A 20233-nucleotide genomic window follows, 5' to 3' on the forward strand; every position below is an offset into this window, starting at 1 on the left:
TCGATGCGATGTGGTCGTTGTCGAGGGTGAGGGGCGCAGGCTGTAGCAGATCGTGCGGCGGGGGAAGCACGAGTCGATCCGGGTGCGCCGGGCCATGATCGTCATGGCGTCGGCGATCACCCGCCTGGTGGCCGCGCATGAGGACACGGTGCCGACCGCACCGTGGAGATCGGGCGGGAGCGGCTGCGGCAGATCCTGCACGCTCATGGCATCACCTTCCAGCGCACCCGCACCTGGAAGGCCTCCACCGACCCCGATTTCGACGCCAAGCTCGACCGGATCGAGCACGTGACCAGCCGGTTCCCGGACCGGTGTTTCGCGTTCGACCAGTTCGGGCCGTTGTCGATCCGGCCCTGCCACGGCACCGGCTGGGCCGACGAGGGGCGGCCGGACCGGCTGCCGACCACCTACACCCGCGCCCACGGCGTCCGGTACTTCCACGGCTGCCATTCCCTGAGCGACGACACCCTGTGGGGCGTCACCCGCCGCGGCAAAAGCGGCGCCAACACCTTGGCCGCACTCAAGAGCATCCGGGCCTGGGCGGCCCGCAACAACGTCGAACTCTGTCTCACCCCGACGTATGCGTCGTGGACCAACCCGATCGAGGCGCACTTCGGCCCGCTGCGCATCTTCGTGCCGGGTAACTCCAACCATCCCAACCACCCCGTCCTAGCCCGCGAGTTGCGGGCCTACCTGCGGTGGCGCAACACCAACGCCCGTCATCCCGATGTGCTGGCCGCCCAACGCCGCGAACGCGCCCGCGTCCGCAGCGAACGCCAGCACCGCTGGGGCCGGCCACACCCCAAGGCCGCGTGATCGCACCTGGCGAACCTTCATGGTCATCGCACTTGTAGGGGCGATCTTCATGATCGACAGCCCCGGCCCGCGCCGGAGGTTGACGGATTGGCTACCGTGTCGCCCATGCCTGACACCTGGCTGTCCGATACCCGCTCCTCGTACGACACCGACGCCTCCGGATACGCCGAGAAGGTGCGTGGACTGCTCGGTGAGAGGCCTTACCTACGCACGAGCCTGGCGTTGTTCGCCGAGTTGGTGCACGGTGCCGGAGGCGGGCCGGTCGCCGATGTCGGCTGCGGGCCGGGCTATGTCACCGGCTACCTCCACGACCTCGAAGTGGACGCGTTCGGCATCGACATCTCGCCGGAAATGATCGCCATCGCGCGGCGCGACTACCCCGGCCTACGCTTCGAGGTCGGGACGATGACCGACCTCGACCTGGCGGACGATTCAGTCGCCGGCGTACTCGCGTTCTGGTCCGTGATCCACGTGCCCGACCACGCCATGCCCGGCGTGTTCGAGCAGTTCCGCCGAGTGTTGCGCCCAGGGGGTCCGCTACTGGTCGGCTTTCACGTCGGTGACGAGACACGACATACGTCCGAGGGCTACACGGGTCGCCCGATCAACGTTGACAGTCACCACCGCCGGCCGAGCAAGATCGCGGGCTGGCTTCGTGACGCGGGGTTCACGATCGAGGCCGAACTGGTCATCGGGCCGGACGAGGACGGCCCGGGAGCCGTCATCTTCGCGCGCAGCCAAGCCTGACCGCACCCACAGGACGGCACCTGTGAAACCCAGGTGCCCCGCCGCGCGATCTGCCGCAGCCTGCGGCCTTCATCCTCGGTCAGCCGACGTGCCCGCACCGGCTCAGCCACCCCCACCACCTCACCCTCAACAGCGATCTCGTCGCCATCGGGGGTGAGGCCCAGCAACGACCCGACCGTGGACCTCGACCGGCGTGTCCCGACCCGGTGAACGTTCATGGTCACCGCACTAGGGCTTACCCGGACCCGTCCTGCGATCGTGGGACGGGTCCAGGCCAGCTCAGTGAAGCTGGTGCCAGTGCCACGGTGGCGACGGCGCGCCGGTCGCATCGCGGCCATAGCGCCATTGCCCGGCGTCCACGCGCAGGGGCGAGTAGTGGTCCCGCAACGGCGTCCGCACGCTGAACCTTCCGGTGTTCCAATACCGCTGGAGCAGCACATCCGCTGCTTGGTCGGCGCCGACCTCCCGAAGCGTCTCCACGCAACGGTTGCTGAGCAGTGTGAGGTCTGCTCTGTGGGCGTAGCCGTCGGCCAGGAGACTCACCGCTCGGTGCCGTCCCTCCTGATGCCGGTTCAGCAGGTCGTCGTGGTCAAGCACGAGGATCTGGTCAACGATGCGATCGGCCAGCGTCCTCGCCTCGTCCTCCGCGCCCGCGTCCAGGAGAGCGACGAGCAGCCGGACGGCCTCGGACCAGATGCCCCTTTCCCCCCAGGGCCGGAGAGCACCACGCGGCGGCCGGGCTCCCGGGTCAGCAGCACTCCGATCGCCCGTTCGCACCCCTGCCTCCTGGAGGGCGCCCAGCAGCGCGACCGCGGGCCTCGCCGCCCACCGCGCCGACGGCGCGCCGGGAGCCGTCCTCGTCGGGGCGAGCGCCGCCAGCACCACGTTGAGCCTCTACCTCGCCGCCGTCGACGCCTACCGCTAACGCCCTATCCTCGTGTGCCATGCCCAGTGCCAGGTTCTTCTTCGATGCGGGATCGGGCGGGGTCTTGTGGGCCATCACGCCGGAAGACCGCGACGTGTGGGGATATCCGGTCGACCTGGACCGGCTGCCGATCAGCCGACCCCTCCGCGAGGAGCTGGAGAGCTTGGTAGCGCGGTACGACACGTCATTCAACTGGGACTACCCACCGGATCCGGGGCCGTGGCGGGAAGGGGAGTGGCGCCAGTTCAACGAGGCGGTGCGTCAGGCCCTTGGCCGTCTACGCACGGAACTCGGACCGGCATGGCAGATCGATGACGAGTTCTCCACGCGAACCGATGACTCGGGACGCTAGGGGGCGTCGGGCAGGTCGAGGAGTTCGGCGAGCGATCTCGCCAGGCCGGCGGTTGCGGGGTCGGTCGCCTTCAGTCCGATGGCGATCGCCTGGTGGGCGAACGGCGAGGAGAGCACGCTCTGGTAGAGACCGCGGATGACGGGCAGGCGGTGGCTCCATTGGGCACGTTCGGCTTGGTCGCTGCGCAGGAAATCGTCCACGAACATCAGGGTCTGCAGCCGCCTGAGCGTGGGCGGCCGCGCGAGGACGCGCTGGGCGTACGCGGTCAGGATCGTCTCGGCAGCGGAGAAGGTGAGGATGGAGGTTGTAGGGAACTCGCGGTCGCACATGGCGATCAGAATCCAGCCGGCACCGTTCAGCACATCGTCGTCGGCGGGGGCGGTGGTGAGCGCGGCGGCCAGGTCTCCGGTCTCTGCGACGATGTCGGCGATGTAGACGTCGAGGAAGGACCCCTCGCAGGCCTCGCGGACGAGCCAGTCCTTGATGTGCCGGTCCACCGTGGCGCCGCGCATGTGCGTGATCGCGTCGATCCGAGCCCATCCCGTGCGCTTACGGGCCATCTCGAACAGCGCCTCGTAGGGACGGGACTGCGAGCCGGCGAGAGCGTCCGCGGCGCAGCAGCAAGGACCCTCCAGGAGGCTCAAGGTGAGGATGGTGTCCCGGTCGTCGTCGTTCCCGGCGATCCCCAGGAGCAGTAGCCCCAGCTCGACCGCGCCGATGTGGGCCCCGGTCCTGGCGAGCCATCGTCCCAGCGTTCGGAGGCGATCCTCGGAGAAGTCGTCGCGCGCCAGGATCCGCGCCCGCAGCTCGCCACGCTCATGCATCAGATGCAGCTGCCGCAGCAGTTCGTCCAGCCGCAGGAGCATCTCGCGGCTGGGAGGCCAGTCGGTGAGCACACCGCTGAGGGCGCCGAGCAGTGCGTCGAGATCGGATCCGGTCGGTGAGCGCGGACGATCCGCCGTGTGCGAGTCGGGCCCGGGGAAGCCGTCCCCCGGCGGCGGCCCGGAGTCGGACGACCGCAGCAGGTGCCTGACGTGTTCGTAGTAGGAAGGCCCGTCCCCGATGGGGTCGCCGAGCGTTCGCCATTCCGGGGCGTTCACCGGAGCGCGGCCTGAGTGCCCTTTCGCCTGAGCATGATTCCGATCATGCCACACGGTCCCGCACGCGTTACGCATGATCTTGTCGGGCGTTGGGGCTACGTTGCCCCGCATGACCCAGAACGAGGACCTTCTCACTCTTCCTGATGATTGGCGCGTCACCCTCCATCCGCGTCGTGGCGGGACTCCCGGCCCCCCGCTCGAACTCGCCCCGGACGCCGCCTCCACCGTTCAGCAGTGGGTGAAGGAGTCGCGCGACGAGATCGACCATCTGCTCGGCGCCCGGCCGAGTCGGGGGGACCTGGTCGGATCCGCCCGCGCGCACCTGCGGGGCGAGGCGAACCCGCAGGGTGCCGCCGTACTCGCGGCCGTCCTGGCCGCGGAGTGGCCCCTGCAGGACGACTACGAGTACGACGAGGAACCCTTCGCCACCTTCGCGGACGCGTGGATCGCCGAGTACGGCCTGGTGTTCGCCGCCGAGGCCGCGGTCGAACTCAGCGGCGTCTTCGTCGACGGTTACGAATGGCGGGAGCGGAAGCACTGGCGCCATCTCAAGAACCGCCGCCTGGACAAGCAGGACTCCGGTTACAACCGCGGTCTGGACTGCCTCGAAGAGGTCGCGGGCCGCGTTCGCGCCTTCCTCGCGGCCGCCGACGAGCCGGAGTACGAGCGCGTCGTCAAGGCACTGGGCGAGCGCCGCCATGACGGCATGCGACGCCTGACCGCCGCGTACCTGGTGCCGACGCAGACCGCGTGGGTCGACGAACTCTGCGCGACCCTGCCCCAGTTGCAGCCGCACACATGGATGATGGTGCTGCGCACGATGGGGTCGGCCGACCATCTCGCCACGCTGCTCGCCCGTGAGCGCGGGTGGTACTGGCTCGACGGCAGGCCGGGCGTGCTCTCCACGGCCGTCGACGGCGTCGGCCCGGCGCTGGCCTCGACGCTGGCCACCGTCGCCGACGAAGAGACCGAGACCGGACGCGACCCGTACGAGTTGTTGCGGGCGCTCGGTGTGCTGGCGACGGACGAGGCGTTCCGGCTTCTGGTGGACCGCCTCGACCGGCCGCGCGTGCACAAGGCCATGATCGAGACGGCTCGCCGCTTTCCCGAGCGGGCGGTGCGGCTGCTCGGCGAGGCGGCCGCGTCGGGTCCCGCGTCGATCTCCGCCTACGCCGTCCGGCTGCTGCGCGACCATGTGGCGGCCCATCCCGACGTCACCGCCGCCGTTCTGCCGCGGCTGCCCGCCGCGGTCCGCGACGCCGTCGAGTCGATCGACGAGCTGGCGGCCGGGTGGGCGCCGGTGACCGGCGCGGAGCCCCTGCCACGGCTGCTCATCGAGCCGCCGTGGACGCGCGAGCGTCCCAGGTTCAAGCGGGTGACCGTCAAGGGACTCCAACCTCTGACCACCAAAGTGCCAGGGGAGCCGGAGGAACGAGCGGCGGCCCGCGCCCTCATTCCCATCGCGCTGGGCAAGACCGGCCCGCAGCGTTTCAAGGCGGAGGCCGCCCTTCGGCGCATCGCCGAGGAAGTGGTCCTTGAGGTGGCCGGTGAATACGGCGCCAAGGCCGCGAAGGCGGTCAGGACGCTGCTCGCAGCCGACCCCCTGGACGACCTTCCGGCCGCGATGCCCCGGCGGGAGGTCTGGCAGGATCCGCACCTTTTCCCCCAGGTGCTCCTCCGGGAGAACGGCCTGGCGCTTCCCGCCGACGCGCTCGACCACATCGTCGCCATGCTCTCCATCTCCGAGCCCGACAAGCCGTACGCGGGCCTCGAGGTCGTCAAGGAGATCTGCGACCCCGCCTCCCTCGCCGAACTCGCCTGGCGGCTGTTCGAGCTGTCGGGCCTGCGCGGGCAGACCTACAGCTCGCAAGACCGCAACTGGGTGCTGACGGCCCTCGGGTCGTTCGGCGACGACGAGACGGTGCGCCGACTCACGCCGGTGATCCGCGCCTGGCCGGGCGACGGCGGCCACCACAAGGCGGTCAGGGGCTTGGACGCCCTGCTCGCGATCGGCAGCGAGGTGGCGCTGATGCACCTCCACGGCATCGCCACCAAGGTCAAGTACAAGGGCATCAGGACGAAGGCGCAGGAGCGGATCAACGCCCTGGCCGAAGAACTCGGGTTGAGCGCCGAACAGCTCGGCGACCGGCTGGTCCCCGACTTCGCGCTGGACGAGACGGGCGGGATCTTCCTCGACTACGGGCCGCGCGGCTTCACCGTGGGCTTCGACGAGCAGCTCCGGCCGTACGTCGTCGACGACACCGGGCGGCGGCGCGCGAGCCTCCCCAAGCCGGGCGTCCGCGACGACCAGGAGCTGGCCCCGGCCGCCCACAAGCGGTTCGCCGCGCTGAAGAAGGACGTCCGGACCGTGGCCGGCGAGCAGCTCCGGCGCTTCGAACGGGCCATGGTCACCCAGCGCCGGTGGACCGCCGAGGAGTTCCGGACTCTGATCGTCGAACACCCGCTGGTGTGGCACGTCGCCCGGCGGCTGGTGTGGATCACCGAGGACGGCCGCGCGCTGCGCGTCGCCGAGGACAGGTCGCTCGCCGACCTCCAGGACGACGAGCTGACCCTGACCGAGGCGACCCGGGTGCGGGTGGCCCACCCGCTCCACCTGTCCGGCAGGCTGGAGGACTGGGCCAAGGTGTTCGACGACTACGAGATCACCCAGCCCTTCCCGCAGCTGAGCCGCCCCACGTACGCGCTGACCGAGGAGGAGCGCGCGGGTACCGAGCTGGAACGCTTCCACGGCATCACCGTGCCGGTCGGCACGCTGGTCGGCATGGAACGGCGCGGCTGGCAGCGAGGCAGCGCCGAGGACAACGGCATCCAGGTCAGCGTCCTCCGGGAACTGCCCGGCGGACGAGCCCTCGTCATCAGCGTCGACCCGGGCATCGCCGTCGGTGACATCGGTTACTGGCCCGAGCAGCGCATCGACCGCGTCTGGCTCAACCAGGGCGCCCACCTCAGCTGGCGGACCGAGTCCCGCCCCCTGCCGTTCTCCGAACTGGACGCGCTCACCGCTTCCGAAGTCCTCGCCGATCTCGTCGAGCTGACCACCCCCTGACCCCGCCCCGCGCCTGCCACGGACGCCGCCGCCGCGTCCCTACCTGGTCAGTGGTCACAGGCGAAGACGACGGCCTGGATGCGGTCGCGCAGGTCCAGCTTGAGTTTTGGTGGTGGCCTCGCCGTTGGACAGGCCGCGCGAGTAGGAGGAGTACTTCGCGTTCGCGGTCGGTGAGCCGGTCCAGGCGGCGGCGGGCGACGGACGGGCCGAGCAGTCCCTCGCCCGCAGCGACCGTCCGCCCCCGGCTCGGCGACCGCAGCCGCCGCCTGGACCAGACCACCCAGCCCCGCACCGCCGCCGGCGGCACCTGGAACCGTTACCCCCACCCGCAAAGGAACAGCTCGATGAGCTTGATCGCCCAGCACGGTCCCGCGTGGACCCGTATCGACTACCACCAGTTCTTCCTCATGGAACCGGAGCATCAGGATTTCGTGCCCGAGGAGGCCGGACGGCTCATCTCCCCCACAGGCGAGGCGGTCATCGTGCACACCGGAATCGCTGGCGGCAACGTCGCGGTGCACATCGAGATCCACGACCACGAGCCGCCCTTGGACGATGCGGACTGGGAAGAGGTCGCCGAGGCCAGCATGCAGGTGGAAGAAGGCTCACTCATGGTGCGCTGTCTGATGGAAGATCCGCCGGACCTGCCGGTGCTCACTCCGGCCGGGCCAGGCCCCTACCGGGTCCGCGCACACGCTCGCGGCCGCGACATCGCCTACGACGGATGCGAGTCGCGATCACAAGAGGTCTATCTCTTCCAGATCTGGTCGGCTCCCTACCTGCCGCTGCACGTGCTCAAACAGACCGACCTGTGCGGCAAAGGCCTGCGCCGCCCCGCACACCCCGCCGAGGAGTAGCTACCCCGGCAACGCTCGTTCCGGCTTGAACCGACGCGCAGTCCGCCGGGCCCCCGGCTCAGCGCAACGGTGTTGCGGAATCCGACTCGCGCCAGGTCATAGCAGCTGGTGGCGCACAGGACGTCCAGCGCGCCATCTGGGCGGATCACCGTCAGGAGGTGGTTGGCCGTGCGCCAGTCTCCCAGGTCGGGCTCGTCGACATTCAGGTGCGCCACCGCGAACCCGACCGACGAGCCGGCCCTGTTGTGACGGCTCGGCTCCAGCGTCATCCGTTCGACGCGGCCACCATGGCCTCGTCTCTCGAAGCAGCGCCGGGACTTGATCCATCGAAACCCGTCAGGCCGGAACTCCTCGGCCATGCACAACGCCGCCGCGTGAAGAACATCGGCTGGTCGATGGGCGCCTGCCAGCGGGCCTGCCACGTCGTCGCCCCACGTGATCATGTCCAGATCACGCCGTCGCCGGGCGGGGCCCCTGGTCGCTCACGCCGTCTGCAGCCTCCTTCGCATCGCTACGGCCAAGGGGGCGGTCGACAGGATGATGACCGTGCTCAGCACCAGGGCCCACCTCCAGCCGTCGACCATCGCTCCCGGGGTGTCGGGACCCCCTTGGGCGGCGGTGACAGCGACGGCCAGGGAGGTCAGCATCGCCACCCCCAGGGCGATGCCCAGTTGCTGCGCGGTGTTCAGCACGGCCCCCGCGACGGCCTTGTGATCGGCGGGCACGCCGTTGTTGGCGGCGATGCTGGCGACCACCACCACGATGATGTGCCCGAACGAGTTGAGCGAGGTGGCCCCGAGCACGAGCCACAGCCCTCCGCGCTCGGGCAGGACGGCCAGGGCCAGCATGCCGAGCGCCGTGGCGGCGATGCCGAACAGCAGCACGCGGTCCGGGGACCAGCGCTTCAGGAACCTGTCGGTGAGCGTGCCGGTCAGGACGGCGACGGCGCCCGAGAGGGAGAACGCCAGGCCGGTGGCCAGCGCCCCGAGGCCCAGGACCTCCTGCAGGTACAGCGTCAGGACGATGAGCATGCCGCCGTGGGCGGCGCCCATCGCCATGGCGGTGAGGTTCGCCCCGCCCACGGCTCCGGTCCGGAACAGCGACAGCGGCAGCAGAGGTGAGGAGCTGCGGCGTTCACGCAGTACGAACAGCAGCGCGAGGCCGGCGCCGACCACCAGCAGCGACGCCGTGTACCCCCAGGACCTCTCGGGCCCGGCCTCCTCGAGGGTGTAGACGATGCACGCCATCGCCCCGGCTGACAGCAGGCCGCCGGGGATGTCCAGCTTCCTGCTGCCGTCGTGGACCCGGCTCTCGGGGAGGCGGCGCACGGCCAGCGCCGCCGCGCCGATCACGATGGGCACGTTGATGAAGATCGTCCAGCGCCAGCCCAGGAACTCGGTGAGCAGGCCCCCGCCGATCATGCCGCTGACGAACCCGGTGGACAGGATCGCGCCGTAGATCCCCAGGGCCCGCTCGCGTTGCGGCCCCTCGGGAATGGTGGCGGTCAGCAGGCCGAGGGCCGACGGCGCGATGAATCCGGCGGCCAGTCCCTGCAGGACACGGCCGGCGACCAGGACGGCCGGGTTCCACGCGGCGCCGGCCAGCATCGACGCCGCGCCCAGCACCAGCAGGCTGACGACGAACACCCGCCTGCGCCCGTAGAGGTCCGCGATGCGCCCGGCCAGCAGGAGCATCGCGGCGAAGGCCAGCGCGTACGCCGACAACACCCAGCCCACCGAGCCGGGGTCGAAGCCCAGTTCCCCGGTCATGGCCGGCACGGCGACGTTGACGATGGACAGGTCCAGTGCCACCAGGAACTGCGCGGCACAGATCACCAGCAGGCCCAGCATGGGCAACGCGGCCGGGCCGGCCTCCGTGCCGTCGACGGTGTCGCTTGCCTGGGTCATCGAGAAGCTTCCTCTCTCGTGCCATCGAAAGCGTGACGATCGGTGTGCGCCCTAGGCCGTCACCATCAAGACTAAGACGATAGTGACGCTGGGCGCGAGGAGGACGTTGGACGACGCCCGCGCCCGACACGCTGGAGCCGGTCCGCGGACTGTCGACACCCGAGTACATCTACCGCCGTGACGAGCCGGAAAACGAAGGACGCGCCGGCCGCTTCCGCGCGGGGCCTTGTCGGGTTCGTCCGAGCCGGAGGCGCTGTCCGGGTCACGGTTGCGGGGACGGATCCCGGATCCGGTTGCGCAGCGGTTAACCATTTGGGACAGCACCAAACCCCGCCAGATCTGACAATTCTCTCACATCGGGTTAGTTGCCCATTTGTCGGTTATGTGTCCCCGTCAACGAGTGACGCGAAGAATGGAGGACTCGTGACAGGGACGCAGTACGACAAGACCGCCGGTGTCTACGAGGACAGCCTCAACGTCCTCACCTACCCCGCCTATGTCGAGGAGCCGACGTACACGGCGGTCATCGGGGACGTGCGAGGACGCGACGTCCTGGATCTCGGGTCGGGTACCGGCATCTGGACCCGCCGGATCAAGCAGGCCGGAGCCGGCCGTGTCGAGGGCGTGGAGGTCTCCGCTCCCATGGTCGACACCGCCCGGGACAAGGAGCGCGAGGAACCGCTCGGCATCACCTACCACGTGGCCGATGTCTCGCAGGGCTTGGCGGGCGGCCTGGCGGGCGGCTTCGACCTGGTCACCGCCATCAACGTCCTTCACTACAGCTCCAGCCGGGACGAGGTCGCCGGCATGTGCGGCACGGCCCGGAGCGCGCTGCGGCCCGGCGGCCGTTTCGTAGCGACCTGCGCGAACTGGGACATGCCCGACGACACCGAGTACTACCGGCCCTATGGGCTCACCTGCACCGTGCCGGCCGACCGCGAGGAGGGGACCAAGGCGCTGGTCGAGACGACGATGGGCGGCGAGCACATCGCGCTCAACTTCTATCTGTGGCGGCCCGAGACCTATGCGGCCGCTCTGCATGCGGCCGGGTTCACCACGCTCCGCTGGCATGACTGGCAGGTGTCCCCGGAAGGCATCGAGAAGCACGGCGCCGCGCACTGGGAACGCTTCCTCGCCATTCCCTCCATTCACCTGGTGGAGGCCTATGCGTGACGAAGTAACCCCTGTTCTTCGAGAGAGATGGAGGAGGCGTGAGGATGTCTGAGATCGTTCGGCTGGACGACGCAGGCACGGATATCGACGGGGAGGGGGCGGAACTGCGGCGGCGCGGGCCGGCCGTGCTGGTGGAGTTGCCAGGCGGGGTGCGCGCGTGGGCGGTCAGCCGTTACGAAACCCTCCGGCGGGTGCTGGCGGATCCGCACGTGTCGAAGGACGCGTACAAGCACTGGGGTGCCTGGATCTCGGGGGAGGTGACGCACGACTGGCCGTTGAGCAACTGGGTGTCGGAACGGAACATGTCCACGGCCCACGGGGACGACCACAAACGGCTGAGGTCGCTGCTGTCGTCGGCGTTCACGGCGCGGCGGACGGCCGAGCTGAGGCCGGTGGTGGAGGCGATCACGGGACGGCTGCTGGACGACATCGCGCGGACACCGGCCGGGGAGTCGGTGGACCTGCGGGACAGGTACGCGTTCCCGGTGCCGATCCAGGTGATCTGTCACCTGTTCGGGGTGCCCGAGGAGCAGCGCGGGGAGCTGCGCTCGAAGGTGGACGCGCTGTTCGACAGCGCCATCACCGCCGAGGAGAGGGAGGCGAACACCGTCGCGAGTCACGAGTGGTTCGCGAACCTGGTGGAGCTGAAGCGAGCGGCACCGGCGGACGACCTGACCAGCGCGTTGATCGCGGCGATGGAGGATCAGCCGGGAGCGATGAGCGAGACCGAACTGATCGACACGCTGATCGGGATGCTGTCGGCGGGGCAGGAGACGACGGTCAATCTCATCGATCACGCGATCGCGGCGCTGCTCACCCATCCGGACCAGCTCGAGCAGGTGCGGTCGGGAGAGCTGTCGTGGAGTGATGTCACCGAGGAGACGTTGCGGTGGCAGGCACCGGTGCCCTACCTGCCGTTGCGGTACGCGGTCGAGGACATCGACGTGGACGGGGTGACGATCCGGAAGGGCGAGCCGATCCTGGCGGCGTACAGCGCCGCCGGCCGCGATGCGGAGAAGTACGGCGACCGGGCGGACGAGTTCGACAGCGGCCGGGAGACGAAGCAGCACCTGACGTTCGGGAACGGCGCCCATTACTGCATCGGGGCGCCGCTGGCGCGGTTGGAGGCGCAGATCGCGCTGCCGGCGCTGTTCGAGCGGTTCCCGGACCTGCGGCTGGCGATCCCGGCGTCCGAGCTCAGGACGACGCCCACGTTCCTGTCCAACGGGCACACGGAGCTGCCGGTCCTGCTCAGCTGAGAAGCTGCGCTTCCTTCACGCGCCCTCGCCGGACGCCGCCGCGGCGCTACCGGGTCACGGGTTCGGGCGGACGAGGCCGTGGTCGTAGGCGAAGACGACGGCCTGGATGCGGTCGCGCAGGTCCAGCTTGGCGAGGATGCGCTTCACGTGCGTTTTGGTGGTGGCCTCGCCGACGTGCAGGGCGCGGGAGATCTCGCCGTTGGACAGGCCGCGCGCGAGTAGCAGGAGTACTTCGCGTTCGCGGTCGGTGAGGCGGTCCAGGCGGCGGCGGGTCGGTTCGTCCGGCGGGGCGGGCGAGGTGCGGGCGAACTCGTCCAGCAGGCGGCGGGTGACCGACGGGCCGAGCAGTCCCTCGCCCGCGGCGACCGTCCGCACGCCTTCGATCAGCGTCTCCGGCGGGGACCGTTTGAGGAGGAAGCCGCTGGCCCCGGCGCGGACGGCGGCGAAGACGTACTCGTCGAGCTCGAAGGTGGTGAGCACCAGGACGCGGGGTTCCGGGCCGCGCGCGGTGATCTCGCGGGTGGCGGTCACGCCGTCCATGACGGGCATGCGCACGTCCATGAGGACGACGTCGGGGGCCAGGTCGCGCGCCAGCCGCACGGCCAGGGCGCCGTCGGACGCCTCGCCCGTGACGGTGATGTCGGGCTGGGTCTGGAGCATCATGCGCAGCCCGCCGCGCATCAGCTCCTCGTCGTCGGCGAGCAGCACCTTGATCACGTGGACCGTCCCGGGACTCGGACTTCCACGCGCCAGCCGCCGGCGGGCGCCGGGCCCGCGTCGCAGGTCCCGCCGAGCCGTTCGACGCGCTCGCGCATGCCGGTCAGGCCGCGTCCGGGGACGTGCGGCGCGGGGGTTCCGTTGTCGGTGACGCGCAGGGTGATCTCCTCCTGGTGGTACGACAGGGTGATCCGGACTTTCGTGGCGGACGCGTGCCGGACGACGTTGGTCAGCGCCTCCTGCGCGGCGCGGTACAGGGCGCGGCGGACGGGTTCGTCAAGGGGTGTGCCGTCGACGGACAGTTCGGCCGTGAGGCCGGTGGGCAGGCCGTCCACGAGGGTTCGCAGCGCGTCCGCCAGGTCGGGGGGCGGGCCGTCGGCGGCGAGCAGGCCCAAGACCTGGTCGAGGTCGGCCATGGCGGCGCGCCCGGTGTCCTCGATGCGGCGCAGCGACGACCGGACGTCGGGGTGCTCGCCGCCCAGCGCGAGACGGGCGGCGCCCGCGTGCGTCACCATGACGGTGACGGCGTGGCCGACCGCGTCGTGGAGTTCGCGTGCCAGGCGTGCACGCTCGTCGGCGAGCGCGCGCTCGCGCGAGGCCGCCGCCCGTTCCTCCTCGTGTGCGCGCAGCACGCGTGCCGTCTCCCAGCGGGAACGGTTGGAGGCCCCCACCGTCCACGCGACGCCGTGCAGCACCGCGCCCAGGACGAGCGCCTCCATGTTCTGGAAAGCGAGTGCGGCGAGGGCGACCAGGACGGGCGGCACCGACAGCGCGACCGCATGGGGGCGGGTCTGCGCGACCATCGTCAGGGCCAGCGCGGACGCCGCCGACAGGTTGGTCAGCGGGAGGTCCGCCAGCGCCACGGCGGCGGTCGCACCGGCGGCGCCCCACAGGGCGGCGGCCGGGGCGAACCGGCGGCCCGCGATCGCCGCGAACCAGACGACCGCGGCGGCCCGCGCCACGGGCGGCCCGTGCAGCACCGACGCGGTGGCGTCGGACTCGCCGATCGGGATGGTCGCCGACGTGTAGGCCACCAGGACGTCGATCGCCACCCAGCGCCACCGGCGATCGGCCCGACGGTCCGGCCGCCACCGGGTGAGGTCCATGACGGTCAGCGTACGGAAGGTCGGTGATCTGCGGAATCACACCGGAGGCGGGCGCTTCGTCCCCCTGCGGGGGGACGGATCCGATCCCGGCCGGGGGACGATCCGCGAGCCGTCCCGTTCCTAGCGTCGCGGCATGACGAACTCCCCTTCCACGGGCCGCCGCGTCGCCGGCTGGTCGCTTCTCCTCCTGACCGTCGTGCTCGGCCTGCCGCTGGCGGCCGCCGCGTTCCTGCTGGCCGCGGCGGTCCGGGCCGGGCTGGTGCCGAGCGCCGTGCTCGCGCTGGCCGCCACCGTCCTGGTGTGCGGGCCGGCCGCCCGCCTCGGCGCCCGGCTGGCGCTGCGGCGGCGACGGCGGCTCGCCGCCGCGCTCGTGACCGGCGGCATCGTGGCCGCCGTGGTCCTCGGCTCCGCGCTGACCGTCTTCCGGCCGCTCGGCGTCGCGGCCGGTCCACTTCCCTCCCAGGACACCCGGTATTGGGGGCTGTCCACGGGTTCGCGGATCGCCTACACGCTGACGCTCGGCACCGGGACGCGGCGGCCGGAACCGGTCGTCCGGCTGCACGGCGGCCCCGGAACGCCGGGCACCGGTCCGGACGACCTCGACCGGCACCTGGCCGCCGAAGGCTTCGACGTCTACACCTACGACCAGCTGGGCTCCGGACGGTCCCAGCGGCTGGACGACCCGACCGGCTACACCGTGGCCCGGCAGGTCGCAGACCTGGAGGCGATCCGGCAGCGGATCGGCGTGCCGCGGCTGATCCTGGTGGGCGGCTCGTGGGGCGCCACGCTCGCCGCCCGCTACATGGCCGCGCACCCCGGCCGCACCGCCCGTGCCGTGTTCGTCTCCCCCGGCGCGCTGTGGGCGCCGGAATGGGAGAGGTCCGGCGAGGGCGAGATCTGGGACCGGCTCACCCCCGCCCAGCGCGCGGCCATGGACGCGCTGGAGGCCCGCCCCAAGCTGATCGCCTGGTCGCTGCTCACGGAGGCCAACCCGCGGGCGGCGCACGACCTGATGCCGGACGAGGAGATCGACCCGCTGTTCGACCGGCTGCTGGCCACGGTCGGATCGGCCGCGACCTGCCGTCCCGGACGGCCCTTCGCCGAGCCGTCGTCCCGGTCGGGCTTCTACGCCAACCAGATGACCTCGGCCGACGCGCTCACCGTGCCGGATCCGCGGCCCGTCCTGAGGCGCGACCGGACGCCCGCGCTCGTCCTGCGCGGCCAGTGCGACTACAAGCGGTGGGAGATCGCCCGCGAGTACCGGGACACCCTGCCGGGCGCGAAGCTCCTGTACGTGCGGGGTGCGGGCCATGTGATCGAGGCCGAGCAGCCTGCGCTCCACCGCGACGCGATCACCGCGTTCCTCACCGGCGGGCCGCTGCCGCTGGCCCCGCACACCGGATACGGCCTCCCATGACCGACGAGTCAGGGCACCGCGGCGAGAGCCTTGCCCAACACCGTCACCTGGGTGTCCGACATCTGCGACACCGGCCCGCCCCCGGCCGCGGCCTGGAGCGTGCCCGTGACGGTCCGGTTGCGGTCCCGGACGCTGACGGTGACCCAGTTGGGAGCCGAATTGATCGAGTAGAGGCAGTCCGCGGGGACGTTCGGGCATGTCCGCAGGCCGCTGGTGCCGTCCTTTGAAGGCCGTCCCCCTGCCTGCAGTTCACCTGCCGGGGTGAATGCCCTGGATATGTCCTCGCCCGGGTGTGCTGTTATGTTGGCGTCGCGATCGGGGGATCGGGTGGAGCGCCCTCGTGCCTCCCTGCTCCAAGACGGAGGCTCGCAGCGTGCGCCGGTTCCTTGTCGCCCTCTCGGCCGCGTCCCTGCTCCCGCTCGCCGCGTGCGGGGGCGGCGGGTCGCCGGGCGCCGCCGAGTCCGAGGCGCCGCCGCTGTCGGAGGTCAGTCCGATGGCCCCGCCCCCGTCCAGCACCCGGACGCCCGGTCCCGAACTGAAGGCGGCGTGCCCGCTGCTGCCGCCGGGGCGGCTGGTCTCGGTGCTGGGTGCCCGCGATCCGAAGCCGCACGAGGACCCGGGCGGTCCCCTGGCGCGCACCTGCCGGTACGTGTCCACCAGCGGCGGGATGTTCCTGATCGTCGGGACCGAGCCCGCCAACGGCACGGCCGACGAGATGGCCTCCCGCGTCATCCGGCGCTACAGCGGGTCGCTGGTGAAGGTCTCCGGGGTGGGGGACGCCGCGTACTACCAGAACGGGCCCGGCGGCCAGACCATGGTGGTCACCCGGGCGGAAGGCCCCCAGATGCGGACGATCACGTTCAGCTGCCGCTTCCCGGGCGATCCCAAGGACAAGCTCGTCGTGCTGCTGCGCGGCGTCCTGGAAAGGATCTGATCCGGTGGCCGTCGGATGGCGCGGCGCGGGGCTCGCCTTCGTCCTTTGTGTCGCGGGGTGCGGGGGCGGCGACGCAGACGCCTGGGCGACGCGCGGGGCGGCGGTGCCCGTTCCGAACGAGCCGCAGCCGACCCGCTCCCCCGACGCGTCGGTCGTCGGGGTGGACGGGCTGCGGGTCGCGCTGGAGGGGCGCGTGGCGGCGACGGCGGGGCTGGTCCGTCCGCTCAAGTCCGACTGCGACACCACCGTGGCCACGCCGTCGTTCACCTGCCGCGTCACCTTCATGGACGAGGTCGTCACCTACCGCGTGACCACCGAGGCCCGGGGGACGAACTCCTTCACCTGGAAGGCCCAGGCGGACGCGATGGTCGTCACGCGCACCGGGATCCAGGCCGCGGTGTGGCGCACGTACTCGCCCCGCGCCACCGCGATCAGGTGCGACGCCTTCCCCGAGCGCCAGCGCGCGGCGCCGCGGGCGGTGCTGCCGGGCCGCTGCTACGTCAAGCCGACGCTGAGCGATCGGGCCTTCGGCCGCGACTCCGGGAACGCCGCCCGCACGGTCGCCGTCAAGATCAGCGTCTATGACGGCTCGCTCGGGCTCACCGAGCAGACCCAGTAGCGATCGCGAGATCCCCGAGAAGCTCGCTATTGGCGGTAGTTCTCCACCTGCGAGGCGGGCCTGACCTGGGCGTCATCGGGATTCTGGCCCGCCTGGACGCGGGCGCGGCGCTGGCGGAGGAGGTCCCAGCACTGGTCGAGGGCCACCTCCAGCTCCTTGAGGCGCCGGTGCTCCTCGGCGTCGGACGGGCTCTCGTGCTCGTGGCGGGCCCGCAGCTCGCGCTCCTCGTCGACGAACGCGCGGATGCGTTCGAGGATGTCCTTCTCGTCCATCGGCCCCTCCGTTCCGTGACCACCGGTCACCTGCACCACCGAATTATCCCTGGATCTCAGAGCTTTCCCGAAATCGGTCGCTAAGGATCTTTACTCTTGTCAGCAGGCTGACAGGAGAGCGTGCTGGGGGCGGGGATGCGCGGAGCGAGGACAAGCGGCCTGCTGCTCGGGGCCGCCGCGGTGGGATTCGTCGCGGACGCGCTGTGGCGCCGCACCCGGGCCAGGTCCCTGGCGACCGCGCCGTCGGCCGCGCCCGACACCCCCGAGGGCGCGTACCGGCTGGTCCGCGCGGCCGGGGTGCGGGTTCCCGAGCCCGACCTGCGCGCCGCCCGCGCCCACGCCGCCGACCAGGGACTGGACGTCCTCGACCTGGTCCCCGCCCGCCTCGACACCGCCCGCGCGCTCGAACTGCTGCTCCTGGCGCCCCGGCGGGCGAACCGGATGGCGCGCGGCGCGACCGCCGGGCACGCGCTGCTGGTCTCCGCCGACGTCCACCGCCGCGCCGAGGTGACCGGCGACGCGCTCACCTACAACGAGATGGACGAGCTCGCGATCAGGCTCCGCAGGTACGCCCCGGTCACCACCGACGCGGTGATCGTCCCCGGCCTGGCGCCCGTGCCGTGCACGCCCGCCGAGCGGCGGGCCGTGCTGCGGCGGCGCTGGCTGTCGCACCTGCCGACGTACCTGACCGGCAACCTCCTCGCGCTCGGCGGGCTGGGCGCGCTCGCGGCGCGCCGTCCCCGCTGGGGCGCCGCCGTGCTCGCCGCCGCCTGCGCCCAGCCGTACCTGGCCACCCTGTGCACGCCGCTGCGCCCGCACGACCGCGCCCGGTTCTCCCTGACCCGGCCGGTCGCCGCGCCCTACCGCTGGGCCCGCGTCGCCATCGCCCCGGAACACCCCGACCCGCGGATCGAACGGGCCCGGGACGGATACGCCGCCGACATCGCCGAAGGCGTCGAACGCTTCCTCCTGCCCGCCGCGACCGCCTGCCCCTGGTGCGCCGGCACCGACCTCCGCAAGCTCCTGACCAGCGGCGAGTACCAGCGGAACAAGCCGGGCACCTTCCGCCTCGACACGTGCCGATCCTGCGGCCACGTCTTCCAGAACCCCCGGCTCAGCACCGAGGGCCTCGACTTCTATTACCGCGACTACTACGACGGCCTGGGCGCGGAAGAGGTCGAGGACGCGTTCCGCGTCAGCGGCCACTCCTACAAGGGACGCGCCACGATGGTGAGAGGCCACGCCGTTCCCAAGGCGTGGCTGGACGTCGGCGGCGGCCTCGGCCATTTCTGCTCCTACGCCCGCGACATCTGGCCGGACACCCGATTCGACGCCCTCGACATGGGCGCGGGCATCGTCCAGGCGGAGAAGCAGGGCTGGGTCGACCGCGCGCACCGGGGCTTCTTCATCGACAAGGCAGCCGAACTCGCCGGGCGGTACGACGTCGTCAGCATGCACCACTACCTGGAGCACACCCTCGACCCGGCCGCCGAACTGGACGCCGCCGCTAAGGTCCTCCCGGCGGGCGGCCACCTGCTCGTCGAGGTGCCCGACCCGCAGTCGCCGTTCGGGCGGCTGGCCGGACGCTGGTGGCACAACTGGCTCCAGCCCCAGCACCTGCACCTCATCCCGTTCGGCAACCTCGTCCAGGCCCTGCACGAGCGCGGCCTGGAGGTCGTGGCCGTCGACCGGGGCACCGCCCACCAGCGCGCCGACGCGCTCCCCGCCCTGATGGTGATGCTCAACCGGCTCGTCCCCGACCCGGACCGGCCCTGGCGGCCCGCCGGACGGCGCCGCCTCCGCGTCGCCGTCCGCACCGCCGCCTACCTGGCCGCGCTGCCGCCGCTCGCCGCCGCCTTCGCCGCCGACCAGCTCGCCAGCGCCGTCATCGCCAGGACCGGCGGCGCCAACGCCTACCGCGTCCTCGCCCGCAAGACCGGTTAGCGGGCCGGGACCGCGCCCCCGTTCCCGGTGTGGGACGCCGAGCGCAGCGCGTGCTCGATCAGCCCCACCAGCACCTCCTTGGCCGACCCGGGACGGCGCGCGTCGCACAGGATGATCGGGACCTGCGGGTCCACGTCCAGCGCGGCCCGGATCTCCGGTCCGTCGTAGCGTTCGGCGTCGTCGAAGCAGTTCACGGCGATGACGAACGGCGTCCCGCGCCGCTCGAAGTAGTCGATGGAGGCGAAGCTGGCCGGCAGCCGCCGCGTGTCGGCCAGCACCACCGCGCCCAGCGCGCCGCGCGACAGCTCGTTCCACATGAACCAGAACCGCTCCTGGCCCGGCGTCCCGAACAGGTAGATCGCCACGCCGTCCCGCAGCGTGATGCGGCCGAAGTCCATCGCCACGGTCGTGGTGCGCTTGGCGGCCACGCCCTCGATGTCGTCCACGCCGACACCGGCGTTGGTCAGCTTCTCCTCGGTGCGCAGCGGCCGGATCTCGCTGACCGCGCCGACCAGCGTGGTCTTGCCGACCCCGAAGCCGCCGGCCACCAATATCTTCAGCGCCACCCGCGGCCCGTCCGCGGCACCCGGATCGGGAGCCGCGGCGGGGGCGGGATCAGAGCGCGCGTAGCTCATCGAGCACCCTTCTGAGCAGGTTCTGGTCGACCTGCGCGGTCGGCGGCTCCCACTGCTGCACCGCGAGCAGGCCCTGGGCGAGCAGGTCCCCGGCCAGCACCCGGATCACGCCGAGCGGCAGGTCCAGTTCGGAGGCCAGGTCCGCGAGCGTGTACGGCCGCCGGCACGCCGCCAGCATCCGCCGCTGCTCGCGCGACAGCCGGGTCAGGTCGGCGGGCGCGTGGCCGGTCGCCACGATGATGGCCACGATGTCCAGCGGTTCTCCGGCCGGGACGGTCCGGCCGCGCGTCATCGCGTACGGGCGGACGATGGGACCGGCGGCCTCGTCCAGCCACCGCTCCCGTCCCGGCCCCTGGGGAGGACCCCCGGTGGTGCTTCCTTCCATG

General features: G+C 71.6%; 18 protein-coding genes and 1 pseudogene. 11 read left to right on the plus strand and 8 right to left on the minus strand.

All coding sequences use genetic code 11. The annotated features are described in order from the left end of the window. Window positions 1-162: 162 nt before the first annotated feature. Window positions 163-816 (plus strand): annotated as a pseudogene (locus tag ACZ466_RS12845) (transposase); the annotation flags it as partial. Between the two features lie 105 nt (window positions 817-921). Further along, window positions 922-1563 carry a class I SAM-dependent methyltransferase gene (locus tag ACZ466_RS12850; protein ID WP_378286283.1) on the plus strand — a complete coding sequence of 214 codons (642 nt, stop codon included), beginning with the start codon at window positions 922-924 and terminating at the stop codon, window positions 1561-1563. A gap of 279 nt (window positions 1564-1842) precedes the next feature. Here the strand turns inward: ACZ466_RS12850 and ACZ466_RS12855 are convergent, their stop codons facing one another. Next, on the minus strand, window positions 1843-2448 hold the full coding sequence (locus ACZ466_RS12855) for a hypothetical protein (protein ID WP_378286284.1): 606 nt from the start codon (window positions 2446-2448) through the stop codon (window positions 1843-1845). Window positions 2449-2507: 59 nt separating this feature from the next. Between ACZ466_RS12855 and ACZ466_RS12860 the strand changes: the two genes are divergently transcribed. Next, window positions 2508-2840 carry a hypothetical protein gene (locus ACZ466_RS12860; RefSeq protein ID WP_378286285.1) on the plus strand — a complete coding sequence of 111 codons (333 nt, stop codon included), beginning with the start codon at window positions 2508-2510 and terminating at the stop codon, window positions 2838-2840. Here ACZ466_RS12860 and ACZ466_RS12865 read toward each other — a convergent pair. Beyond that, window positions 2837-3940, minus strand: coding sequence for a hypothetical protein (locus ACZ466_RS12865; RefSeq protein WP_378286287.1), 1104 nt, complete (start codon window positions 3938-3940; stop codon window positions 2837-2839). The genes ACZ466_RS12860 and ACZ466_RS12865 overlap by 4 nt on opposite strands. 109 nt (window positions 3941-4049) lie before the next feature. On the opposite strand from ACZ466_RS12865, the gene ACZ466_RS12870 reads away from it, so the two are divergent. Both ACZ466_RS12870 and ACZ466_RS12875 read left to right on the plus strand, forming a co-directional pair. Further along, entirely contained in the window at window positions 4050-7007 is a 2958-nt protein-coding gene (locus ACZ466_RS12870; RefSeq protein ID WP_378286289.1) for a DUF4132 domain-containing protein, read from the plus strand. Between the two features lie 344 nt (window positions 7008-7351). Next, on the plus strand, window positions 7352-7864 hold the full coding sequence (locus tag ACZ466_RS12875) for a hypothetical protein (protein WP_378286290.1): 513 nt from the start codon (window positions 7352-7354) through the stop codon (window positions 7862-7864). 482 nt (window positions 7865-8346) lie between these two features. On the opposite strand, the gene ACZ466_RS12880 is transcribed toward ACZ466_RS12875, so the two are convergent. Then, on the minus strand, window positions 8347-9771 hold the full coding sequence (locus ACZ466_RS12880) for an MFS transporter (protein ID WP_378286291.1): 1425 nt from the start codon (window positions 9769-9771) through the stop codon (window positions 8347-8349). A 423-nt stretch (window positions 9772-10194) separates the two neighbouring features. On the opposite strand from ACZ466_RS12880, the gene ACZ466_RS12885 reads away from it, so the two are divergent. Together ACZ466_RS12885 and ACZ466_RS12890 are read left to right on the plus strand one after the other, a co-directional pair. Further along, complete coding sequence (locus ACZ466_RS12885; protein ID WP_378286292.1) at window positions 10195-10944, plus strand: class I SAM-dependent methyltransferase; 750 nt, start codon at window positions 10195-10197, stop codon at window positions 10942-10944. A 44-nt stretch (window positions 10945-10988) separates the two neighbouring features. Next, window positions 10989-12203, plus strand: a complete 1215-nt coding sequence (locus tag ACZ466_RS12890) for a cytochrome P450 family protein (protein ID WP_378286293.1) — start codon at window positions 10989-10991, stop codon at window positions 12201-12203. Window positions 12204-12257: 54 nt separating this feature from the next. Here ACZ466_RS12890 and ACZ466_RS12895 read toward each other — a convergent pair whose 3' ends face one another. Next, on the minus strand, window positions 12258-12920 hold the full coding sequence (locus ACZ466_RS12895; RefSeq protein WP_378286294.1) for a response regulator transcription factor: 663 nt from the start codon (window positions 12918-12920) through the stop codon (window positions 12258-12260). Then, the gene (locus ACZ466_RS12900) at window positions 12917-14026 is read right to left on the minus strand and encodes a sensor histidine kinase (protein WP_378286295.1); all 1110 of its coding nucleotides are present in this window, start codon (window positions 14024-14026) and stop codon (window positions 12917-12919) included. Before ACZ466_RS12900 ends, ACZ466_RS12895 begins: the two co-directional genes overlap by 4 nt. A gap of 133 nt (window positions 14027-14159) precedes the next feature. On the opposite strand from ACZ466_RS12900, the gene ACZ466_RS12905 reads away from it, so the two are divergent. The 3 genes from ACZ466_RS12905 (at window position 14160) to ACZ466_RS12915 (ending at window position 16996) form a co-directional block, all read left to right on the plus strand. After that, complete coding sequence (locus ACZ466_RS12905; RefSeq protein ID WP_464043529.1) at window positions 14160-15443, plus strand: alpha/beta fold hydrolase; 1284 nt, start codon at window positions 14160-14162, stop codon at window positions 15441-15443. A 373-nt stretch (window positions 15444-15816) separates the two neighbouring features. Further along, window positions 15817-16377 (plus strand): hypothetical protein, encoded by a 561-nt coding sequence (locus ACZ466_RS12910; protein ID WP_378286297.1) that lies wholly within the window; start codon window positions 15817-15819, stop codon window positions 16375-16377. 103 nt (window positions 16378-16480) lie between these two features. Then, complete coding sequence (locus ACZ466_RS12915; protein WP_464043531.1) at window positions 16481-16996, plus strand: hypothetical protein; 516 nt, start codon at window positions 16481-16483, stop codon at window positions 16994-16996. A gap of 26 nt (window positions 16997-17022) precedes the next feature. Here ACZ466_RS12915 and ACZ466_RS12920 read toward each other — a convergent pair whose 3' ends face one another. Beyond that, window positions 17023-17268, minus strand: coding sequence for a DUF2630 family protein (locus tag ACZ466_RS12920; protein WP_378286299.1), 246 nt, complete (start codon window positions 17266-17268; stop codon window positions 17023-17025). Window positions 17269-17403: 135 nt separating this feature from the next. Between ACZ466_RS12920 and ACZ466_RS12925 the strand changes: the two genes are divergently transcribed. Next, complete coding sequence (locus tag ACZ466_RS12925) at window positions 17404-19212, plus strand: class I SAM-dependent methyltransferase (RefSeq protein ID WP_378286300.1); 1809 nt, start codon at window positions 17404-17406, stop codon at window positions 19210-19212. On the opposite strand, the gene ACZ466_RS12930 is transcribed toward ACZ466_RS12925, so the two are convergent. Next, window positions 19209-19847 (minus strand): GTP-binding protein, encoded by a 639-nt coding sequence (locus tag ACZ466_RS12930; RefSeq protein ID WP_378286301.1) that lies wholly within the window; start codon window positions 19845-19847, stop codon window positions 19209-19211. The two genes, ACZ466_RS12925 and ACZ466_RS12930, sit on opposite strands and share 4 nt — an antisense overlap. Next, window positions 19828-20232 carry a DUF742 domain-containing protein gene (locus ACZ466_RS12935; protein WP_378286302.1) on the minus strand — a complete coding sequence of 135 codons (405 nt, stop codon included), beginning with the start codon at window positions 20230-20232 and terminating at the stop codon, window positions 19828-19830. Before ACZ466_RS12935 ends, ACZ466_RS12930 begins: the two co-directional genes overlap by 20 nt. Between the last annotated feature and the right edge of the window lies 1 nt (window position 20233).

The organism is Actinomadura rugatobispora (assembly GCF_055379765.1).

What these genes read in the sequence shown, in the direction of transcription:
- ACZ466_RS12925 (WP_378286300.1), top strand. Translation starts at nt 17,404, where the DNA reads ATGCGCGGAGCGAGGACAAGCGGCCTGCTGCTCGGGGCCGCCGCGGTG.
- ACZ466_RS12900 (WP_378286295.1), bottom strand. Translation starts at nt 14,026, where the DNA reads ATGGACCTCACCCGGTGGCGGCCGGACCGTCGGGCCGATCGCCGGTGG.
- ACZ466_RS12875 (WP_378286290.1), top strand. Translation starts at nt 7,352, where the DNA reads ATGAGCTTGATCGCCCAGCACGGTCCCGCGTGGACCCGTATCGACTAC.
- ACZ466_RS12930 (WP_378286301.1), bottom strand. Translation starts at nt 19,847, where the DNA reads ATGAGCTACGCGCGCTCTGATCCCGCCCCCGCCGCGGCTCCCGATCCG.
- ACZ466_RS12870 (WP_378286289.1), top strand. Translation starts at nt 4,050, where the DNA reads ATGACCCAGAACGAGGACCTTCTCACTCTTCCTGATGATTGGCGCGTC.
- ACZ466_RS12850 (WP_378286283.1), top strand. Translation starts at nt 922, where the DNA reads ATGCCTGACACCTGGCTGTCCGATACCCGCTCCTCGTACGACACCGAC.
- ACZ466_RS12860 (WP_378286285.1), top strand. Translation starts at nt 2,508, where the DNA reads ATGCCCAGTGCCAGGTTCTTCTTCGATGCGGGATCGGGCGGGGTCTTG.
- ACZ466_RS12880 (WP_378286291.1), bottom strand. Translation starts at nt 9,771, where the DNA reads ATGACCCAGGCAAGCGACACCGTCGACGGCACGGAGGCCGGCCCGGCC.
- ACZ466_RS12935 (WP_378286302.1), bottom strand. Translation starts at nt 20,232, where the DNA reads ATGGAAGGAAGCACCACCGGGGGTCCTCCCCAGGGGCCGGGACGGGAG.
- ACZ466_RS12920 (WP_378286299.1), bottom strand. Translation starts at nt 17,268, where the DNA reads ATGGACGAGAAGGACATCCTCGAACGCATCCGCGCGTTCGTCGACGAG.
- ACZ466_RS12905 (WP_464043529.1), top strand. Translation starts at nt 14,160, where the DNA reads ATGACGAACTCCCCTTCCACGGGCCGCCGCGTCGCCGGCTGGTCGCTT.
- ACZ466_RS12890 (WP_378286293.1), top strand. Translation starts at nt 10,989, where the DNA reads ATGTCTGAGATCGTTCGGCTGGACGACGCAGGCACGGATATCGACGGG.